Annotated in this window: 15 protein-coding genes and 1 pseudogene; 11 read left to right on the forward strand and 5 right to left on the reverse strand. The window is 73.1% G+C overall.

The features are described 5' to 3' along the window. Positions 1-60: 60 nt before the first annotated feature. Both acs and K2224_RS08075 read right to left on the reverse strand, forming a co-directional pair. Positions 61-2,025 carry an acetate--CoA ligase gene (acs, locus tag K2224_RS08070; protein WP_221905919.1) on the reverse strand — a complete coding sequence of 655 codons (1,965 nt, stop codon included), beginning with the start codon at positions 2,023-2,025 and terminating at the stop codon, positions 61-63. Positions 2,026-2,174: 149 nt separating this feature from the next. Further along, positions 2,175-4,493, reverse strand: a complete 2,319-nt coding sequence (locus tag K2224_RS08075; RefSeq protein WP_221905920.1) for a SulP family inorganic anion transporter — start codon at positions 4,491-4,493, stop codon at positions 2,175-2,177. A gap of 320 nt (positions 4,494-4,813) precedes the next feature. Here K2224_RS08075 and K2224_RS08080 point away from each other — a divergent pair, with 320 nt between their 5' ends. Then, a complete protein-coding gene (locus K2224_RS08080; protein WP_221905921.1) occupies positions 4,814-6,085 on the forward strand; it encodes a hypothetical protein in 1,272 nt (423 codons plus the stop codon). Here the strand turns inward: K2224_RS08080 and K2224_RS08085 are convergent. Beyond that, positions 6,066-7,052, reverse strand: a complete 987-nt coding sequence (locus K2224_RS08085) for an ATP-binding protein (RefSeq protein ID WP_221905922.1) — start codon at positions 7,050-7,052, stop codon at positions 6,066-6,068. The genes K2224_RS08080 and K2224_RS08085 overlap by 20 nt on opposite strands. A gap of 100 nt (positions 7,053-7,152) precedes the next feature. On the opposite strand from K2224_RS08085, the gene K2224_RS08090 reads away from it, so the two are divergent. After that, positions 7,153-8,010 carry an oxidoreductase gene (locus K2224_RS08090; protein ID WP_221905923.1) on the forward strand — a complete coding sequence of 286 codons (858 nt, stop codon included), beginning with the start codon at positions 7,153-7,155 and terminating at the stop codon, positions 8,008-8,010. A gap of 278 nt (positions 8,011-8,288) precedes the next feature. Here the strand turns inward: K2224_RS08090 and K2224_RS08095 are convergent, their stop codons facing one another. After that, positions 8,289-9,221, reverse strand: a complete 933-nt coding sequence (locus tag K2224_RS08095) for an HAD family phosphatase (protein ID WP_221905924.1) — start codon at positions 9,219-9,221, stop codon at positions 8,289-8,291. Positions 9,222-9,679: 458 nt separating this feature from the next. Here K2224_RS08095 and ssd point away from each other — a divergent pair, with 458 nt between their 5' ends. The 7 genes and pseudogenes from ssd to K2224_RS08130 form a co-directional block, all read left to right on the forward strand. Then, the gene (ssd, locus tag K2224_RS08100) at positions 9,680-10,846 is read left to right on the forward strand and encodes a septum site-determining protein Ssd (RefSeq protein ID WP_221905925.1); all 1,167 of its coding nucleotides are present in this window, start codon (positions 9,680-9,682) and stop codon (positions 10,844-10,846) included. Positions 10,847-11,036: 190 nt separating this feature from the next. Next, positions 11,037-12,194, forward strand: a complete 1,158-nt coding sequence (locus tag K2224_RS08105; protein WP_221905926.1) for a TadA family conjugal transfer-associated ATPase — start codon at positions 11,037-11,039, stop codon at positions 12,192-12,194. Between the two features lie 17 nt (positions 12,195-12,211). Then, positions 12,212-13,117, forward strand: coding sequence for a type II secretion system F family protein (locus K2224_RS08110; protein WP_221905927.1), 906 nt, complete (start codon positions 12,212-12,214; stop codon positions 13,115-13,117). Positions 13,118-13,138: 21 nt separating this feature from the next. After that, on the forward strand, positions 13,139-13,999 hold the full coding sequence (locus K2224_RS08115; RefSeq protein ID WP_369357929.1) for a type II secretion system F family protein: 861 nt from the start codon (positions 13,139-13,141) through the stop codon (positions 13,997-13,999). 163 nt (positions 14,000-14,162) lie between these two features. Continuing rightward, complete coding sequence (locus tag K2224_RS08120) at positions 14,163-14,351, forward strand: DUF4244 domain-containing protein (RefSeq protein ID WP_221905928.1); 189 nt, start codon at positions 14,163-14,165, stop codon at positions 14,349-14,351. Next, on the forward strand, positions 14,338-14,748 hold the full coding sequence (locus K2224_RS08125; protein WP_260692391.1) for a TadE family type IV pilus minor pilin: 411 nt from the start codon (positions 14,338-14,340) through the stop codon (positions 14,746-14,748). The genes K2224_RS08120 and K2224_RS08125 overlap by 14 nt, the downstream gene beginning before the upstream one ends. Then, a pseudogene (locus tag K2224_RS08130) lies at positions 14,654-15,082 on the forward strand (Rv3654c family TadE-like protein); the annotation flags it as partial. The gene K2224_RS08125 and the pseudogene K2224_RS08130, both read left to right, overlap by 95 nt. Positions 15,083-15,343: 261 nt before the next feature. Here K2224_RS08130 and K2224_RS08135 read toward each other — a convergent pair. Continuing rightward, positions 15,344-17,704, reverse strand: coding sequence for a DEAD/DEAH box helicase (locus tag K2224_RS08135; protein WP_221905930.1), 2,361 nt, complete (start codon positions 17,702-17,704; stop codon positions 15,344-15,346). A 160-nt stretch (positions 17,705-17,864) separates the two neighbouring features. Between K2224_RS08135 and bldG the strand changes: the two genes are divergently transcribed. After that, entirely contained in the window at positions 17,865-18,206 is a 342-nt protein-coding gene (gene bldG, locus K2224_RS08140; RefSeq protein ID WP_004571875.1) for an anti-sigma factor antagonist BldG, read from the forward strand. Positions 18,207-18,315: 109 nt separating this feature from the next. After that, on the forward strand, positions 18,316-18,756 hold the full coding sequence (locus tag K2224_RS08145; RefSeq protein ID WP_221905931.1) for an ATP-binding protein: 441 nt from the start codon (positions 18,316-18,318) through the stop codon (positions 18,754-18,756). Positions 18,757-19,257 lie beyond the last annotated feature (501 nt).

Below are 19,257 nucleotides of genomic sequence, written 5' to 3' on the forward strand. Positions count from 1 at the left end.
GCCCCCCTCCGTGCGCGCGGGCGTGACCCGCCGCCGTCGCGGCAGGCCCCGCCCGGCGCGTCAGTCCTCGCTCGGCGCGCTCGGCAGCTTCGACTGGATCAGCTCCATGACGGAGGAGTCGGTGAGCGTGGTGACGTCCCCGAGGGTGCGGTTCTCGGCGACATCGCGCAGCAGGCGCCGCATGATCTTGCCGGAGCGGGTCTTGGGCAGCTCCGCGACCGGCAGGATCCGCTTGGGCTTGGCGATCGGGCCGAGCTGCTGGGCGACATGGGCGCGCAGCTCGTCGACCAGCCCCTCGTCCTCGGCGGTGGCGCCGCCGCGCAGGATGACGAAGGCGCAGATGGCCTGGGTCGTCTGCGGGTCGGTGGCGCCCACCACCGCGGCCTCGGCCACCTTCGGGTGGGAGACCAGCGCGGACTCCACCTCGGTGGTGGAGATGTTGTGGCCGGAGACCAGCATCACGTCGTCCACCCGGCCCAGCAGCCAGATGTCGCCGTCCTCGTCCTTCTTGGCGCCGTCGCCGGCGAAGTACACGCCCTCGAAACGGGACCAGTAGGTGTCCAGGTAGCGCTGGTCGTCGCCCCAGATGGTGCGCAGCATCGCCGGCCAGGGCTCGGTCAGGACGAGGTAGCCGCCACCGCCGTCGGGCACCTCGTGGGCCTCGTCGTCCACCACCGTGGCCGAGATGCCGGGCAGCGGGCGCTGGGCCGAACCGGGCTTGGTCTCCGTCACGCCCGGCAGCGGGGTGAGCATCATCGCGCCGGTCTCGGTCTGCCACCAGGTGTCGACGATCGGCGCCCGGTCCGCCCCGATGTGCTTGCGGTACCAGATCCACGCCTCGGGGTTGATCGGCTCGCCCACCGACCCCAGCAGGCGCAGCGACGACAGGTCGAACTTCGCCGGGATGTCGTCGCCCCACTTCATGCAGGCGCGGATCGCGGTCGGCGCGGTGTACAGGATCGTCACGCCGTACTTCTGGACGATCTCCCACCAGCGGCCCTGGTGCGGGGTGTCCGGGGTGCCTTCGTAGAGCACCTCGGTGGCGCCGTTGGAGAGCGGGCCGTAGGTGATGTACGAATGCCCGGTCACCCAGCCGACGTCGGCGGTGCACCAGAAGACGTCGGTCTCCGGCTTCAGGTCGAAGACCGCGTGGTGGGTGTACGAGACCTGGGTGAGATAGCCGCCGGTGGTGTGCAGGATGCCCTTGGGCTTACCCGTCGTCCCGGAGGTGTAGAGGATGAACAGCGGGTGCTCGGCGTCGAACGCCTCGGGGGTGTGCTGCTCGCTCTGCCGCTCGACGACGTCGTGCCACCACACGTCGCGGCCCTCGGTCCAGCCGACCTCCTGGCCGGTGCGGCGGACGACCAGCACGCTGCGGACGTCCTCCGTGCCGGGCTTGGTCAACGCCTCGTCCACCGCCGGCTTGAGGGCGGAGGGCTTGCCGCGGCGGTAGCCGCCGTCGGCGGTGATGACCACACGGGCGTCGGCGTCGTCGATCCGCGTCGCCAGCGCGTCCGCGGAGAAGCCGCCGAAGACGACGGAGTGCGGTGCGCCCAGCCGGGCACAGGCCAGCATGGAGATCACCGCCTCCGGGATCATCGGCAGATAGATGGCGACCCGGTCGCCGGCCCGGACGCCCAGCTCGGTCAGGGCGTTGGCCGCCTTCGACACCTCGCGCTGGAGCTCGGCGTAGGTGATCGCGCGGCTGTCGCCCGGCTCGCCTTCGAAGTGGATGGCGACGCGGTCGCCGAGGCCGTTCTCCACGTGGCGGTCCACGCAGTTGTAGGCGACGTTGAGCCTGCCGTCGGCGAACCACTTCGCGAACGGCGGGTTCGACCAGTCGAGGGTCTCGGTGGGCTCGGTCTCCCAGGTCAGGCGTTTGGCCTGCTCGGCCCAGAAGCCCAGCCGGTCCGCAGCGGCCTCTTCGTACGCGGCGGCCGTGACGTTGGCGTTCGCGGCCAGCTCGGCGGGCGGCGCGAACCGCCGCTCCTCCTTCAAGAGGTTGGCCAGGCTTTCGTTGCTCACGACATCTCCCATTCCCAGGGCGTGCGATGTGTCCCCGGGCCATAGCTCATCAGCCCGCGGCCGACCCTGACAAGGGCTGTGGACAACTATTGGTGTAGACCTGTTCGAATCCCTTCTGAGATACCGCCGTTCGGGTGCTGCCGCGCAGGTCAGACGCCGACTGCCGGGACGTCGGCGCGCACCGCGCGGAACCGTCCGCTGCGCTCGTCCAGCAGGTACGCCTGGGCCTCGGCCACGTGGAAGTACATGCCGTGCAGGGTGAGCGTGCCCTCGGCCATGCGGCGGGCGACGCACGGGTGCGCCCGCAGGTGGTCGAGCTGCTGCCGGACGTTGACCAGCGCCAGCCGCTCGTGGTCGTCGGCCACCGGCCGTTCGACGAAGGCGACTTCGCCCCTGCCCAGCCGCCCGATCCGCGCCATCCGGGCCAGACTCGGGCGGCCGTGCCGCAGCCAGCGGGCGAGCGGGGTGGCCTCGTCGGACGGCGGCGGGGTGCCGGCCGCGTCGAGCAGTGCCGCCATGGCGCCGCAGCCCGAGTGCCCGCAGACGGTGATGGACTCCACCCGCAGCACCTCGACCGCGTACTCGACCGCGGCGGCCACGGAGTCGCAGGAGGCGTCCGAGCCGGGCGGCGGCATCAGATTGCCGACATTGCGCACGGTGAACAGATCGCCCGGCCCACTCGACGTGATCATGCTCGTCACCAGCCGGGAGTCCGCGCAGGTAAGGAAGAGCTGGGTGGGGCGCTGGCCCTCCCGCGCCAGCCGGGCCAGCTCCTCGCGCACCAGCGGGGCGGTGTGCCGCTGGAACGCGCTGACCCCGCCCAGGAGTTGGCCGCCGCTCGGGTGGGCGTCGGTGTGGTCCGCGGCGGGACGGGTGCAGTGGTGGTTGCGCCACGGCGTCCACGGCCGGCAGGAGTGCGCACTGACCGGCTCGGCGAGCGGCCGGCCCGAACGGCCCCCGAGGGCCACCGATCCGCCGGCCGCCCGATGGGTGGTCGCCCAGGATTGCAGCGCCTCGTAGGCGGCGTGGTCCATGAACGACCCGCACAGCTCCACGACCGCGTCGGCGCCCGGTGGGACCTGTGCCAGACCCCGGGTCAGCCGCGGCACCGCCAGGAAGGTCAACTGGCCGCTGACGCGCACCCGGTGGCGGCCGGACTCCTCCGTCACCTGGATACGGGTGTGGGTCAGCCGGCGCAGTGCCAGGAAGATCCCGACCGCGATGCCCGTCAGGACGCCCGGCAGCACCCCGAAGAGCACGACGGCGGCCGAAGTGGCCGCGTACACCGGGAACTCGCGGTGCCGCTGCACATGCCTGAGGTGCACGAAGCTGACCATCCGCACGCCGACGACCATCACCAGGGCGGCCAGCGCGGCCAGCGGGATCAGCTCCAGCACCCCCGCCAGCAGACCGGCGCAGAGGAGCACCCACACGCCGTGCAGCACGGTCGCCCGGCGGGTGGCCGCGCCGGCCCGCACATTGGCCGAACCGCGGATCGCGCCACCGGAGACCGGCAGGCCGCCCAGAAGGCCGGAGACGACGTTGGCCAGGCCCTGACCCGCCAGTTCGCGGTTGAGCCGCGGCCGCCCCGGGGGAGTGCCGGGGCGCTCGGCGGCCAGCCGGTCCACGGCCACCGCGGACAGCAGCGATTCCATACTGGCGACGAGGGTGACCGTCAGCACCGCCGCGGCGAGGGCGGCCAGCGAGGCGTCCGGCAGCACGGGCGGCTGCGGCAGCCGCCAGGACGGCAGCTCGACGCGCGGCACCGCCGTCCCCGCGCTGACCGCCGTCGCAGCCAGCACCGCGGCCAGCGGGGCCGGCAGCAGCCGCGCCCGGCGCCCGGCGCGGCCCGGCAGCCGCGGCCAGCCGGCCAGTACGGCGACCGTGACGGCCCCGATCAGCAGCGCGGTGGTGTGCGGGTGCGCCAGTTGGCCGGGCAGCGCCGCGGCGTTCTCGACGGCCGAGCTGTCGGGCCTGCCGCCCAGCACCACATGGAGCTGGCCGACGGCGATGGTGACGCCGATGCCGGCGAGCATGCCGTGCACGATCGCAGGACTGACGGCGAGCGCCGCGCGGGCCACCCGCAGCGCCCCGAGGGCGAGTTGGGCGAGCCCGGCCAGGACCGTGATCAGGCAGGTGGCGCGCCAGCCGTAGCGCTGTACGAGGTCGGCGGTGACCACCAGGAGGCCGGTGGCGGCGCCGGTCACCTGGAGCGGTGCGCCGCCCAGCAGTCCGGCGACGATCCCGCCGACGGCCGAGGCGACCAGCCCGGACTGGAGCGGTGCGCCGGTGGCCAGGGCGATACCGAGGGACAGCGGCACGGACAGCAGGAAGATCACGACCGAGGCGGAGAGGTCCCCCCGCCAGGCCGCGCCGGCGGCTTTCCCGTGGGGTGCGGCCCCGGAGGGCGGTACCGGCTCGGGCGACTGCCCGGTCGGCGGCTGCGGTGACTTCTGGATCTGCGACATTCCCGTCTCCTCCGGGGCGGCGCGGTCGGCGTCGGAAAGCGACCGCGGGGCGGCGGTGTACTGCGGCGGGAGCGAGCCGGCCGGCGGGCGTCGAGGTGGGTGACGTTCCGGTGACTCTCAAGCATCGGTAAACGAATCGTAATGACGCGTAAAGGCCGTGAGAAGGCTTTTGGGGTGTATGGCGCAGTCATTCCATCTATCGAGTGAATAAAACGACTTTCGTCGTGCCCTTTTGGTCATCTGTCAATGGATATAGGCGATTCCTCAGGTTCGTCCTGATAACCCAAATGGTGTCCTGCGCACCAGGAATGAGGTGGCTGATGACCGTCATATCGAAGACGACGGTCCGCATTGCGGCGGCGGTGGTGCTGGCGGCCATAGCCGGCTGCTCCGCGGCGACCCAGGGCGGGTCGCGGCAGAGCACGGCCAAGGGACGCGCGGAGCCCGCAGAGGCCCCCGCAGCACGCCCGCTCCGCCTCATAGGCGACGGCTCCACCGCATACACCGGGGCGCAGCCCCACCAACCGCGGCCCGCCCGGCTCAAGGCGGGCGGACAGCCACCGCAGTTCGTGGTCTTCTCCTGGGACGGCGCCGGCGAGGACGGCCAGCGACTCTTCTCCCACTTCCGCGCAGTCGGCAAGAAGTACGGCGCGACGATGACGTACTTCCTCAGCGGCATCTACCTGCTCCCCAGTGAGAAGGCCGAGCTCTACGAACCGCCCCGCCACCCGGTCGGCTCCTCGGCCATAGGCTTCAACGACATCCCGGGGATCAAGGCCACCGTGGCCCAGATGCGCGGCGCCTGGGAGGACGGCAACGAGATAGGCACCCACTTCAACGGCCACTTCTGCGGCCACAACGGGGTCGGCAGATGGACTCCGGAGGAGTGGCGCAGCGAGATACAACAGGCCGTGTGGTTCGTCCGGAACTGGAAGACCAACTCGGGCCTCAAGAACGAGCCGCCGCTGCCCTTCGACTACGCCAAGGAGCTGGTCGGCGGCCGCGCCCCCTGTCTGGAGGGGCAGCACAACCTGATACCCGCGGCCAAGGAGATGGGCTTCCGCTACGACGCCAGCTCGGCGGGCGGGCTCCAGGTCTGGCCGCACAAGACCGATGGCCTCTGGAACTTCCCGCTCCAGGAGATACCGTTCCCCGGCCGGGGCTTCGAGGCCCTCTCGATGGACTACAACTTCCTGGCCAACCAGTCCGGCGGCGTCCACGGCAACCGCGCGATGTACGACACCTGGGGTCGACAGATGCGCGACGGCATCGTGGGCGCCTTCGAGCGCGCCTACGAGGGCAACCGCGCCCCCCTCTTCGTCGGCGACCACTTCGAGTCCTGGAACGGCGGCACCTACATGAAGGCCGTCGAGGAGGCGATCAAGGAGATCTGCCCCCGCGCGGGTGTGCGCTGCGTCAGCTTCAAGCAGTTGAGCGACTGGCTGGACGCGCAGGACCCGGAGGTGCTGGCCAGGCTCCAGGGCCTGCCGGTGGGCCGGGCGCCGGAGGACGGCTGGGCGGCGTACCTCTCCGGGAAGCCGGAGGCGTCCGGCCCGGCGCCGGCCGCCCGGATCACGCCGGTTGCGGAGTAGCCGCCCCCTCGAAGAGCACGAAGGCGGGGTCGACCTGGGCGGCCAGGTCGGCTCCCGTCTTGGCGTTGCCCCAGCTCTCCGCGTTCTTCAGGTGGAAGTGCACCATCTGCCGTGTGTAGCGCTCCCAGTCGCGGCGCTCATAGGAGGCGTCGGCGGTGTCGTACAGGGTCTCCAGGGCGCGGCGGTTGCCCTTCTCCAGAAGGGCGAAGGGGGCCGGGCGGCCCTTCTCCACGGCCCGCACCCAGTCGGAGTGGCCGACGCACACCAGCAGGTCCTCGCCCACCTCGGCGCGCAGGAACGCCAGGTCGTCCGGCTCCTGGACCTTGTTGCCGACGACCTTCAACGGGACGCCGAAGTCCTGCGCGTACTCCTTGTACTGGCGGTAGACCGCGACGCCCTTACGGGTCGGCTCGGCGACCAGGAAGGTCATGTCGAAGCGGGTGAACATCCCGGAGGCGAAGGAGTCCGATCCGGCGGTCATGTCGACGACGACGTACTCGCCGCGGCCGTCGACGAGGTGGTTCAGACACAGCTCGACCGCGCCGACCTTGGAGTGGTAGCAGGCCACGCCCAGGTCGGCCTCGGTGAACGGGCCGGTGGCCATCAGTCGCACCGCCCCGTCGTCCAGGGCCACGGCCCGCGCGCAGGCCCCGTAGACGGGGTTGTCCTCGCAGATCCGCAGTAGCCGCGACCCCTCCCCGGGCGGGGTCGTCTTGATCATCGTGTCGGCGGACGGGATACGGGGGTTGCCGCCGCGCAAGTAGTCCTTGATCAACGGGAGATGGGCGCCCATCGCGGGCAGTGCGGCGGCCTCTGCCTCGTCCATGCCGAGCGCGACGCCCAGGTGCTGATTGATATCGGCGTCCACCGCGACGACGGGGATCCGGGACGCGGCGAGATGCCGGATGAACAGCGAGGACAGCGTGGTCTTGCCGCTGCCGCCCTTGCCTACGAAAGCGATCTTCATGTTCGGCAGGCTAGGTGTGGCCAACCTCTCGGCGGGTGGTTTACGTGAAGAAGACCACTCCTTCGAGGGGTCCGGCCCGGTGGTGCGTAGGGTCGTCCCCATGGCTGGAATCTCCCGGGGGACGTCCCCCGAACCTCCCCCGACGGGCAACGACCCGCTCGCGCCCCTGGCGTCGCTCCCGGGGGTCGCGGACGCGGTGGACGCCGTCCGCAAGTCCGTCGACCGGGTCTACGGGCACCGCATCATGCGGCGTCGGAGCACCGAGATCACCGCCGAGGCGGCGCTGCGCGCGGCCCGTGGCTCCGCGGCGCTCTCCGGGGCCGACTGGGCGCTCGAAGAGATCCGGCGGCGCACCGACTTCAGCGAGGGCGGCGAGCCGCGCACGGTCGGCGCGGCGCTGCGGCTGACCGCCGAGGCGGGCCAACTGCTCAGCGTCTGGCGGCAGTCGCCGCTGCGCGTGCTGGCCCGGCTGCACCTGGTCGCGGCCGGCGGCGGCGCGGCGGACGACACCGTGGGCCGGCCCCGGCAGGGCGACGAGCCGGTGGATGAGCCGCTCATCGAGCTGCCGCTCCCGGATGCCGAGGAGGTCGCCGGGCGGCTGGACGGGCTGTCGCGGGTACTGCTGGCGGGCTCCGCGGCGCCGGCCCTGGTGACGGCCGCGGTGGTGCACGGCGAACTCCTGGCGCTGCGGCCCTTCGGCTCGCACAACGGGCTGGTCGCGCGGGCCGCCGAGCGGATCGTGCTGGTGGGCAGCGGACTGGACCCGAAGGCGATCTGCCCGGCCGAGGTCGGGCACGCGGAACAGGGGCGCGAGGACTACACGGCGGCCCTCCGGGGCTACGCCTCGGGCACCGCGGAAGGCATGGCGCAGTGGATCGCCCACTGTGGTCGGGCGGTCGAGCTGGGTGCACGGGAGAGCACGGCGGTCTGCGAGGCGCTCCAGCGCGGTGCCGCGTAACGACGCGGTGCACGGCCCCTGATGCGGGCCGCACACGGGTTGCGGCGGTACCAACCCTTCGGTACCGCCGCTGGCACGTCCGCCGAGTTACCAGGCGTGCTCGAATTTTTGCCCATCAGGTCGGATTCGTTGTCCGCTTACCTGGTGCGGCTGGCCCGTAATCGACGGGTCGGCGTCGCGTGGGTGCTCGGCATTCATGCGTCGGTCCGTGGGCCTTGATGCGTTAAAGGCGTTCCTCTCGGATGTCCTTGGTCTCGCGGGCCGTCAAGTCCTTTGTACTACTCATGCGGGGCAAGCGGAACCCCAGCTCGCAGATCTTTACGATTGCCCGCAAATGCGGGCAATGCGGTGAGGTGTTTCTTTCCCGTATTGCGGCGGCTCGCGTACCAGACCAGTGTCGCGGTGGCGGCGGCCGCGCCGATCGCGGCGACAACGGTGATCACCGGACGGGAGGGCATCGACAGCGTGGGCAGCCGCTTCTTGAGCGGGACCGGGCGGCTGAAGGTGACCACCGGCCAGCCGCGGGCGTTCGCCTCGCGGCGCAGCGACCGGTCCGGGTTGACGGCGCAGGGATTGCCGACCGTTTCCAGCATCGGCACGTCGGTGATGGAGTCGCTGTACGCGTAGCAGCGTTCGAGGTCATATCCCTCGGACGCGGCCAGCTCCCGAACGGCCTCCGCTTTGGTGGGGCCGTAGGCGTAGTACTCCACCTCTCCCGTGAAGCGGCCGTCGTCGCCGACCACCATTCTGGTGGCCACCACCCGGTCCGCGCCCAGGAGTTCACCGATGGGCTCGACCACCTCGGCGCCCGAGGTGGAGACGATCACGACGTCGCGGCCGGCCGCGTGGTGTTCCTCGATGAGCGAGGCGGCCTCGTCGTAAATGATCGGGTCGATCAGATCGTGCAGTGTTTCGGCGACGATCTCCCGGACCTGCGCCACGTCCCAGCCGCGGCACAGCGACGAGAGATATTCGCGCATCCGCTCCATCTGGTCGTGATCGGCGCCGCCCGCGAGGAACACGAACTGGGCGTACGCGGTGCGCAGTACGGCCCGCCGATTGATCAGGCCGCCTTGGTAGAAGGACTTGCCGAAGGTCAGCGTGCTCGACTTTGCAATGACGGTCTTGTCCAAGTCGAAGAACGCGGCAGTACGGGGCGTCGAGTGAGGCACGGAGTGGTTTTCCACGGGGCGAGCATAGGCGCCCACCATTCGGCGTAAGGTGTGGCGCGTGGGTTTGCCTGAGAAGGCACTCGGGTACACCATGGAAGTCACGGATCGTTCGCGACCGTGCTAACCCGGTCCGGCTCCTCCCCCCCCGAGCCGGCCGTGGAGACGACCCCCGCTCTCCCCCCCGGCGGGGGTCGTCGCATGTCCGGACGCATTTTCCGTCGTGAGACCTTGATCCGACCGTTCTCCGCGCGTTGATGGGCCGACGTTTCTGTCATGCATATGCCATCACTCAGGGTAGCCGTCGGACTGCTCTGCGGAGGCTTCTCATGCGCCTCAGGAGTTGCCCAGCGTCGCTGGAATAGGTGACGGGGATATTCACAACCGCGGGGTTGTCCACAGTTTTGGGTCAAGATCCACAGAGATTTCCCGATCGCTGCATCGTGAAAGTCCGCGAAGTTCGCGGAAGCGCGAGTTGTGTAGCGACAGGGGGACAGAACGTGTCCGGATCATCTACTTCCGACCAGCTGGTGCGAAGCGGTGAAGAGCGGGACGGGCCACTGCTGATCACCGAGGACGAAGAGCTCCTCGACGACCTTCTGCGGCTGTGCGCGGCGGCCGGTGCGCTGCCCGAAGTGGCGCACCGCCCTCCGCTCGGGAAAGAGGAGTGGGAAGCGGCGCCGCTGGTGGTCGTCGGCGCGGACGCGGCCGGCCGGCTGTCCGTCGTGGGCCGCCGCGCCGGCGTGGTCATCGTCGGCCGGGACGCGGACGACGTCGCCGTGCTGCGGCAGGCGGTGGCGGCCGGGGCCGAGCGGGTGCTGGCCCTCCCCGACGGGGAGCGGTGGCTGGTGGACCGGATCGCCGACGCCGTCGAGGGATCAGGGCCGCCGGCCCTGACGGTCGGGGTCGTCGGTGGGCGCGGCGGCGCCGGGGCGAGCACCCTCGCGGCGGCGCTGGCGCTCACCGCCGCCCGTGCGGGGGAGCGGACCCTGCTCGTGGACGGCGACCCGTTGGGCGGTGGGCTCGATGTCCTGCTGGGCGGCGAGCAGGAGAAGGGGCTGCGGTGGCCCGCTTTCGCCGAATCGCGCGGCCGGGTGGCGGGCGGAGCGCTGGCCGAGTCGCTGCCCCGGCTGCACTCCTTACGGGTCCTGAGCTGGGACCGGGGCGCGGAGGTGGCCATTCCGCCGCCGGCGATGCGGGCGGTCCTGGCGGCGGCCAGGCGGCGCGGCGGCGTGGTGGTCGTCGACCTGCCGCGCCGGGTGGACGGGACGACGTCCGAGGCGCTGGCACAGGTGGACATCGGGCTGCTGCTCGTCCCCACGGAGCTGCGCGCGGTGGCGGCGGCGCGGCGGGTGGCCGACGGGGTGCGGGCGGTGCTCGGCGACGTCCGGGTGGTGACCTGCGGGCACCCCGGACCGGGGTCCGGCGGCGGGCCGACGGCCGAGGAGGTCGCGCGTCTGGTGGGGCTGCCGTTGGCGGGTGAACTGCCCTGGGAAGCGGGGCTGTCGGAGGACCTGGCGCGGGGGCGGGCGCCCGGCGCGCGGGAGCGGGGGCCGCTGGCGCGGTTCTGTGCCGGGTTCTGGGAGCGAGCCCGGGGCGCAGGAGGGGCCGGTGTGGCGGGTGCGGTGCGGGGTGCGGAGACGGAGCCGGGGGGTGCGTCGGAATGAGGCGGTGGAAGGTGGGAACGCCCGGGCATCGTGGCCGGGCGGCATCGGGTCGGCACGGTCCGCGGTTCGGGGACTGGTGGCGGGACGGGCTGCTGTGCGGGGCGGGGTGGTGGTCCCGTAGGAGCCGGGGTGCCGTCGGGCCTTTCGGGGGCGGGTGGGCCGTGGCGGCCGCCCCGGGCGGTGGTGCGGGATGAGCCGGGACCTGCTCGATGTGGTGCGCCGGCGGCTCGCCGAGGCCGGGGCGGAGCCGACGCCGGCCCGGGTCGCGGTGGCGCTGCGCGAGGAGGGGCGCCTCCTCGGGGACGCCGAAGTGCTGGGCGTGGTGGGCGCGTTGCGCTCGGAAATGGTGGGCAGCGGGCCGCTGGAGCCGCTACTGGCCGAGCCCGCGGTGACGGACGTACTGGTGACCGGGCCGGACGCGGTGTGGGTGGACCGCGGCGGCGGACTGGAGCGCACCGACGTCCGCTTCCGGGACGCGGCCGAGGTGCGCAGGCTGGCCCAGCGGCTGGCGGCGGTCGCCGGGCGGAGGCTGGACGACGCCCGGCCGTGGGTGGACGCCCGGTTGCCGGACGGCACACGGCTGCACGCCGTGCTGCCCCCGGTGGCGGTCGCCGGGACGTGTCTGTCCTTACGGGTGCTGCGGCCCCGGGCCTTCGCGCTGACGGAGCTGGTGGCGGCCGGGACGGTTCCGCCGGGCGGCGACCGGCTGCTCCGGGCGCTGCTGGCCGCACGACTGTCGTTCCTGGTCAGCGGCGGTACGGGGTCCGGCAAGACCACATTGCTCAGCACGCTGCTCGGGCTGGTCGGCCCGGCGGAGCGGATCGTACTGGCCGAGGACTCGGCGGAGTTGCGGCCGGACCACCCCCATGTGGTGCGGCTGGAGACCCGGCCCGCCAATCAGGAGGGCGCCGGCCGGGTGACCCTGCGGGACCTCGTGCGGCAGGCGCTGCGGATGCGGCCGGACCGGCTGGTGGTCGGCGAGGTGCGCGGTCCGGAGGTCACCGATCTGCTGTCGGCGCTCAATACGGGCCATGAGGGCGGCTGTTGCACCGTCCACGCCAATGCCGCGTGCGATGTGCCGGCCCGTCTGGAGGCGCTCGGGTGCACCGCCGGGCTGGACCGGGCCGCCCTGCACAGCCAGTTGGCGGCCGCGGTGTCGGTCGTGCTGCACCTCGTACGCGACCGGTCCGGGCGGCGGCGGATCGCCGAGATCCACGTCCTGGAGCGGGATCGTGACGGCTTCGTGGTGACGGTTCCGGCGGCGGTGTGGGGCCCGGAGGGGTTCCAGGAGGCGGATGGCTGGGGGCGGTTGGCGCGGCTGTGTGAGAGGGGTGGCGAGCGGTGCTGAGGGATGGCGCGGGGTCGATGGCAGGGCTGGTCGGGGTCTTGGCCGCGGTGGGGTGCGCGGTGGCTCTGGTGCGGCGGTTGCGGCGCGGGCTTGTTCTGCGGCGGCGGATGGCGATGGCCCTGGGGGACGCCGCGGCGGGACGGCCGCAACGGGGGCGCGGTGTGCTGCTGCGGGAGTGGTGCGTCGGGCGGATGGTCGGTGACAAGGGAAGCCGGCGGTGGCGGTTGGGGCGCTGGGGCGAGGTCGGTGCGGAGGTCTGGTGCCTGCCGGCCGGGGTCGCGCTGGGGCTGCTGGGGCGGTCGGTGCTGCCGGTGCCGGCCTCGGTGGTGGCCATGGTCGTCGTACGGCGATGGCTGGCCCGGCAGGCGCGGCGGCGGGCGGCGGAGCGGCGTTCGGCGGCGGTGATCCGGTTCTGCGGGGCGGTGGCTGCGGAGCTGCGCGCCGGCCGGCAGCCGGATCGGGCCCTGGTCGCGGCCGGGGCGCCCGGGCCGGGGGAGGCGGGCCCCGCGGTGCTGGCGGCCGCGCGGTACGGCGGGGACGTCCCCGGGGCGCTGCGGGCGGCGGCGCGTCAGCCGGGCGCGGAGGGGCTGGCCGGGGCGGCGGCCTGCTGGCAGGTGGCGGTGGAGGGCGGAGCGGGGCTGGCCCGCGGGCTGGAGCGGATCGCCGCCGGGCTGGCCGTTCAGCGGGACCAACGGGAGGAGCTGAGGGCCCAGTTGGCCGGTCCGCGGGCCACCGCCCTGATACTCGCGCTGCTGCCGGTGGGCGGGCTGCTGATGGGCGGCGCGCTCGGCGCCGATCCCCTGGGGGTGCTGCTGCACACCCCCGCCGGATGGGGCTGCCTGGTCGTCGGCGGGCTTCTGGAGTGGGGCGGGGTGGCCTGGACGGCCCGGATCGTCGCCGACGCGTCGACGGTGCGGAAGTGAAGCGAGAGGGAGGCGGGTGTGGTGAGTCCGGATGTTGTCCACAGGCTGGGGATGGCGGTGCTGGTCGCCGTGGCCGTGTGGTGTGCGGTGGCGCTGGGACGGTTGGTGCACCGGGAGCGTGTCGTACGACGGCGGGTGCCGGTCGTCCTGGAGGGGGCCGTAGGCAGTCTGTACGGCAGGGAGGAGGGCCTGCACGCACGGGTGCGGCGGGTTGTCCGCGGCCGGCTCAAGGGGCGGGGAGCGGCCCAACGGGACGCCCTCGGCGGTGGCCGGCTGACGGAATGGGGCGGCCCTTTGGTGGCGGCCGGGTGCGTGGCCGTCCTCCTGGGCGGCGTCACCGGGGTGCTGATGGGGCCGGCCGTCGGCTGGGGCGCGTACCGCTGGCTGCGGTGGCAGCGGGCCACGGCGGCCGACCGGTCCTCGGCGGCACAGGTCGCCGCCGAACTGGCCCCGGCCGGCGATCTGCTGGCGGCCTGTCTGGCGTCCGGTGCCGGGCCCCGGGAGGCGGCCGAGGCGGTGGGCCGCTCCCTGGACGGGGCGGTCGCCGAACGTCTGCGCCACATCGCGGCGGAACTGCGCCTGGGTGGTGAACCGGCCGCCGTATGGCCACGGTTGGCGGAACTCCCCGGAGCCGAGGCACTGGCGCGCTGCATGGAGCGCGCGGGCATATCGGGAGCTCCCGCCGTCGAGCCGGCCTCCCGGGTCGCGGCCGAACTGCGTGCCGAATGGGGCCGGACCGCGGCCGCGCGGGCCAGGAGGGCAGGGGTGCTCGTCACCCTCCCGTTGTCCGGATGCTTCCTGCCGGCCTTCCTGGTGCTCGGGCTGGCACCGGTCCTGATCGGCCTGGCGAGCGGACTGATGGGGGGTGACGGGATGGGCTGAGGCGGTACCGACAACCAAGAGCACACCGACAACCAGATGCATACCGACAACCAGGCACACACAGGCATGCGGGCGCGCAAAAGCTTGTACGCGCGCACGCGGACAGGCATACGCAAACGCACGACTTCACACACGGATTGACGGATTTTCAAGGAGGCGCGGGATGTTCGGTCGATGGTGGGCGCGGGTGCGCGCGGCAGGGGCGGACCGCGGGATGAGCACCGCGGAGTACGCGGTGGGCACGCTGGCGGCGTGCGCGTTCGCGGCGGTGCTCTACAAGGTGGTGACGAGCGGGCCGGTGGCCGCGGCGCTGCGGTCTCTGCTCCAGAGGGCGCTCGATGTGCAGTTCTGAGGGACGAGGACGGGCCCGTGCCGCGCGTACCGGTGCGGGCCCACCGGGCGGGCGCGGAGCCCGGGACGGCGGGTTCGTGACGGCCGAGGCGGCGGTGGTGCTGCCGGTGCTGGTGGCGGTCGCGGCGGCGCTGATCTGGGGGTTGCTGGCCGCCTGTGCACGGATCGCCTGTGTGGACGCCGCGCGGGCCGGAGCCCGTGCGGCGGCCCGCCAGGAGCCACCGGCGCAGGCGCTCGCCGCGGCCCGTGGGGCGGCGCCCCGGGGCGCGCGGATCACGGTGGCGCGTGAGGGCGACCTGGTGCGTGTACGGGTCGAGGCCGCACTGCCCGGGGCCGGTCGGCTGCCGGTGCGGGTCGAGGGAGAGGCGGTGGCCCTTGCGGAGGAAACGGTGCGGTGACGCGGGCTCCGCCGAGGCGAGGCAGCGGTCTGGTGACGCGGGCTCCGCCACGGTGTGGACGGTTTTCGCGGCGGCGGCCCTGTGTGCGGTCTTCGCGGCACTGATGGCCGTCGGGCAGGCGGTCGCCGCCCGGCACCGGGCGGGCGCTGCCGCGGACCTGTCGGCGCTGGCGGCCGCGGACGAGGCGCTCCGGGGCCCGGCGGCGGCGTGCGCCACGGCGCGCCGGGTGGCCGCCGGGCAGCGCGCCCGCCTGGTGCGTTGTTCGGTGGCCGGGGTGATCGCCGATGTCACGGCCGAGGCCGGCGGCGGGCCGTTCGCGGCGCGCGTACGGTCCCGGGCGGGCCCGGCCGTGGGCGCCGCCGCGGGCACGTCGGACGCCGGGAGGGAGGCGGTTCCCGGGGTTGCACCGGGAGCCGGCCCCGGCGCGGACGCCGGCCGGCGGTTCCTGCCGGCCGCATGGGCCGGCGGCCCGCCGCCCCGAGCACCCACACTGCCCGGACGGCCGGGTGCCGGACGACCCGGGACCCGGCGACCCGATGCCGGACGGCCCGGTGCTCCACCATCCGGCCCCGTGCGATCGCCGGACCACCCCGGCTCAGCTGCCCGGCGCCCCGCGCAGCAGCTCGCCGAGCAGCCGGATGGCGCCCCGTTTGTGGAGCGGGTCGTTGCCGTTGCCGCACTTGGGGGACTGGATGCAGGACGGGCAGCCGGCCTCGCACTCGCAGGCCGCGATGGCGCTGCGGGTGGCGGCGAGCCAGTCGGCGGCCGTGTGGAAGGCGCGTTCGGCGAAGCCCGCGCCGCCCGGGTGGCCGTCGTAGACGAAGACCGTCGGCAGCAGGGTGTCCGGGTGCAGCGGGACGGAGACACCGCCGATGTCCCAGCGGTCGCAGGTGGCGAAGAGCGGCAGCATCCCGATGGAGGCGTGCTCGGCGGCGTGCAGGGCACCGCCCAGCTGCTGGGGGTTGACCCGGGCGGCGTCGAGCTGGTCCTCGGTGACCGTCCACCACACCGCGCGCGTGCGCAGCGTACGGGGCGGCAGGTCGAGCTTGGTCTCGCCCAGCACCTCCCCGCTGATCAGTTTCCGGCGCAGGAAGGAGACGACCTGATTGGTGACCTCGACGGAGCCGAAGCAGAGCCGGGCGTCGCCCCAGGGGACCTCGGTGTCGGTCTCCAGGATGGAGATCGCGGTGGTGTCGCGGGCGGTCGTGGAATACGGGGGATTGGCCTCCTCCACGAGGGCGACGTCGTCCTCCAGGTCCAGGTGCCGGACGAGATAGCTGCGGCCCTGGTGGAGGTGGACGGCCCCCTCGTGGACGGTGGTGTGCGCCGCCGCGGCGTCGACGGTGCCCAGCAGCCGCCCGGTGCCGGCCTCCACGATCTGGACGGGCGAGCCGCCCTGGCCGCGGATGTCGGTGAGGTCGGCGGCCCGCTCGCGGCGCGTCCAGTACCAGGCGGTGGCCCGCCGGCGCAGCAGAGCGGCGGACTCCAGCTGGGGCAGCAGCCCCTCCGTCTCCGGGCCGAAGAGCCCGAAGTCGGCCTCGGTGAGCGGAAGTTCGGAGGCGGCCGCGCACAGGTGCGGGGCGAGTACGTACGGGTTGTCCGGGTCGAGCACGGTCGATTCGACGGGCTGGTCGAACAGCGCCTCGGGATGGTGGACGAGATAGGTGTCCAGTGGATCGTCGCGGGCCACCAGGACGGCGAGCGCCCCCTGCCCGGCACGGCCCGCCCGGCCGGCCTGCTGCCACAGGGACGCACGGGTGCCCGGATAGCCCGCGATGACCACGGCGTCCAGGCCGGAGACGTCCACGCCCAGTTCCAGCGCGGTGGTGGCGGCCAGGCCCAGGAGCTCGCCGCTGTGCAGGGCGCGTTCGAGGGCCCGGCGCTCCTCGGGCAGATAGCCGCCCCGGTACGCGGCGATCCGCGCGGGCAGCGAGCGGTCCACCTCCGCGAGCCGTTCCTGGGCGATCAGGGCGATCAGTTCGGCGCCGCGCCGGGAGCGGACGAAGGCGACCGTGCGCACGCCCTGGACGGCGAGATCGGTGAGCAGATCGGCGGTCTCGGCGGTCGCGGTGCGGCGGACCGGGGCGCCCTGTTCGCCGTGGAGTTCGGTCAGCGGCGGCTCCCACAGCGCGAAGACCAACTCGCCGCGCGGCGAGGTGTCCTCCGTGATCTCGGCCACCGGCAGCCCGGTGAGCCGGGACGCGGCCTGCGCCGGCTCCGCGGCGGTGGCCGAGGCCAGCAGGAAGACCGGCTCGGAGCCGTAGCGGGCGCAGACCCGGCGCAGCCGGCGGACGACCTGGGCGACATGGGAGCCGAAGACGCCGCGGTAGCTGTGGCATTCGTCGATGACGACGTAGCGCAGTGCACGCAGGAAGGAGGACCAGCGGGCGTGGGCCGGGAGGATGCCGCGGTGCAGCATGTCCGGGTTGGTCAGCACGTAGTTGGCGTACTGGCGGACCCACTCGCGCTCCTCGACCGGGGTGTCCCCGTCGTAGACGGCCGGCCGGACGGCGGTGCCGAGCGGTGCGGCCAGTTCGCGCACGGCCCGCCGCTGGTCGGCTGCCAGGGCCTTGGTGGGCGCCAGGTACAGGGCCGTGGCCCCCCGGCCGTTGGGCGCCTCGGACCCGTCCAGGAGGGTGGAGAGCACGGGTGCCATGTAGGCCAGCGACTTGCCCGAGGCGGTGCCGGTGGCGACCACGACCGACTCGCCGCGCAGTGCGTGTTCGGATGTCCGTGCCTGGTGGGCCCAGGGGCGCTCGATTCCGGCCGAACGGATGGCGCCGATCACTTCAGGCCGGATCTGTGCCGGCCAGTCGGCATGGGTGCCGATCCGCGGGGGCAAGTGCTCCGTATGAGTGATGCGCGCAGCGCGGGTCGCGCCCCGGGCCAGACGGTCGAGAATCATGCCTGGGGAAGTGCGCGCGCCCGGATCCGGCGGGAGTCGATTGGAGGCCATCGGCACCGAGTGTGTCACCGGTGTGACGGACAATGCTCACAAGGCGTCGTGCACGCCTGCTGGTAAGTGATTGAATGCCATGGCGGCTGCCGATCCGCCCCTACCTCGGTGGGGAGGCCCCAGGGGGGCGACCGCTCGATAGCAAGGTGCTGGAGGATCCGTGGACCTGTCCCTGTCGACCCGGACCGTTGGCGACCGTACGGTCGTCGAGGTCGGTGGCGAGATTGATGTATACACCGCGCCCAAGCTGCGGGAGCAGCTGGTCGAGCTTGTGAACGACGGAAGCTACCACCTCGTGGTGGACATGGAACGTGTCGACTTCCTGGACTCCACAGGGCTCGGCGTCCTGGTCGGCGGGCTCAAGCGGGTGCGTGCCCACGAGGGCTCGCTGCGCCTGGTCTGCAATCAGGAGCGCATTCTCAAGATCTTCCGTATCACCGGTCTGACCAAGGTGTTCCCGATCCACACCTCGGTCGACGAAGCCGTCGCAGCCACTGACTGACGGTTTGCCGGTCCCCCGCGCCCCGGGCGCGGGGGTGGAAGGAGTGGGGGGTACCGGACGCACCCGTCCGGCCCCCCGCGTTGCACGCCCGCATCACGAGGGGGATGGCATGGCCACCGTCGAACTTCGCTTCAGCGCCCTTCCCGAGCACGTCCGGACCGCGCGTCTGGTCGCGGCTGCCGTGGCACGGCGCGCGGGGGTGGACGAGGCCGTGCTGGACGAGGTGCGGCTCGCCGTCGGCGAGGCGTGCAGCCGGGCCGTGGGGCTGCACGAGAGCCATGGCATCGCGGCCCCGGTGCGGGTGGTGCTGATCGAGGACGAGAAGAAGTTCTCGATCGAGGTCGGCGACGAGGTGCCGGGCGCCGGCGCGGCTGCCGCGGGCGGTGCCGACGCCGAGGGCGTCGGGGAGAGCGACGCCGAGGGCGAGGACGAGATGGGCCTCGCGGTCATCAGCGGGCTCGTCGACGACGTCGAGGTGACCTCCGGCGAGGACGGCGGCCGCATCCGGATGAGCTGGCCCGCGCACCCGGCTCCGGTCGTCCTGCCGTAGGGCGGCCGTCGAGCGAGGGCGGGACGGCGGGCGATCGGCCGGCCGGAACGGTACTGCTCCGTGGCTGGTGAGATGCCCGTTGTCGGTGGGGCGTTCAGTCGTTGTTGTGCGGGCCGGATGCGGACGTCGGTCTCCGAGCGACGTCCGTACGCGTGAACGCACCCGTACCTTTACCCACCCACACCGTCGCCGCAGCCCGTGAGTCGTTCCCCGGCCTCCCCCCTGGACGCCGATGCCCTGGCCTCCTGGTGCGCTCTTCCTGGCCTTTCCGTGCCTCGCGGGCGATGCGATCCGGTCGTGATCTGACGGCATGTCATCATCGTGCGGCCCCTCGGCGGCAGGCCGCCGAGGGGCCGTTCCGGATGCCGAGAGGGGGCTGCGGGTGCCTCAATTCCCTCCCGTTTCACGGCGGTCACAGGTGGAGCGGGGCGCGGCGCGAGGTCTTTGAGCAGCGGGATCATCGGGCCGATCGATGATATTGGTAGATCATCCGTCCGGGGT

Origin of the sequence: Streptomyces sp. BHT-5-2, assembly GCF_019774615.1 — a bacterium.
Classification (GTDB): domain Bacteria; phylum Actinomycetota; class Actinomycetes; order Streptomycetales; family Streptomycetaceae; genus Streptomyces.

Coding starts and splice junctions, on each gene's coding strand:
- K2224_RS08080 (WP_221905921.1), top strand. CDS start 4,814: ATGACCGTCATATCGAAGACGACGGTCCGCATTGCGGCGGCGGTGGTG.
- K2224_RS08075 (WP_221905920.1), bottom strand. CDS start 4,493: ATGTCGCAGATCCAGAAGTCACCGCAGCCGCCGACCGGGCAGTCGCCC.
- K2224_RS08110 (WP_221905927.1), top strand. CDS start 12,212: ATGGCAGGGCTGGTCGGGGTCTTGGCCGCGGTGGGGTGCGCGGTGGCT.
- K2224_RS08090 (WP_221905923.1), top strand. CDS start 7,153: ATGGCTGGAATCTCCCGGGGGACGTCCCCCGAACCTCCCCCGACGGGC.
- K2224_RS08135 (WP_221905930.1), bottom strand. CDS start 17,704: ATGGCCTCCAATCGACTCCCGCCGGATCCGGGCGCGCGCACTTCCCCA.
- K2224_RS08125 (WP_260692391.1), top strand. CDS start 14,338: ATGTGCAGTTCTGAGGGACGAGGACGGGCCCGTGCCGCGCGTACCGGT.
- K2224_RS08095 (WP_221905924.1), bottom strand. CDS start 9,221: ATGGTGGGCGCCTATGCTCGCCCCGTGGAAAACCACTCCGTGCCTCAC.
- K2224_RS08105 (WP_221905926.1), top strand. CDS start 11,037: ATGAGCCGGGACCTGCTCGATGTGGTGCGCCGGCGGCTCGCCGAGGCC.
- K2224_RS08120 (WP_221905928.1), top strand. CDS start 14,163: ATGTTCGGTCGATGGTGGGCGCGGGTGCGCGCGGCAGGGGCGGACCGC.
- K2224_RS08085 (WP_221905922.1), bottom strand. CDS start 7,052: ATGAAGATCGCTTTCGTAGGCAAGGGCGGCAGCGGCAAGACCACGCTG.
- K2224_RS08145 (WP_221905931.1), top strand. CDS start 18,316: ATGGCCACCGTCGAACTTCGCTTCAGCGCCCTTCCCGAGCACGTCCGG.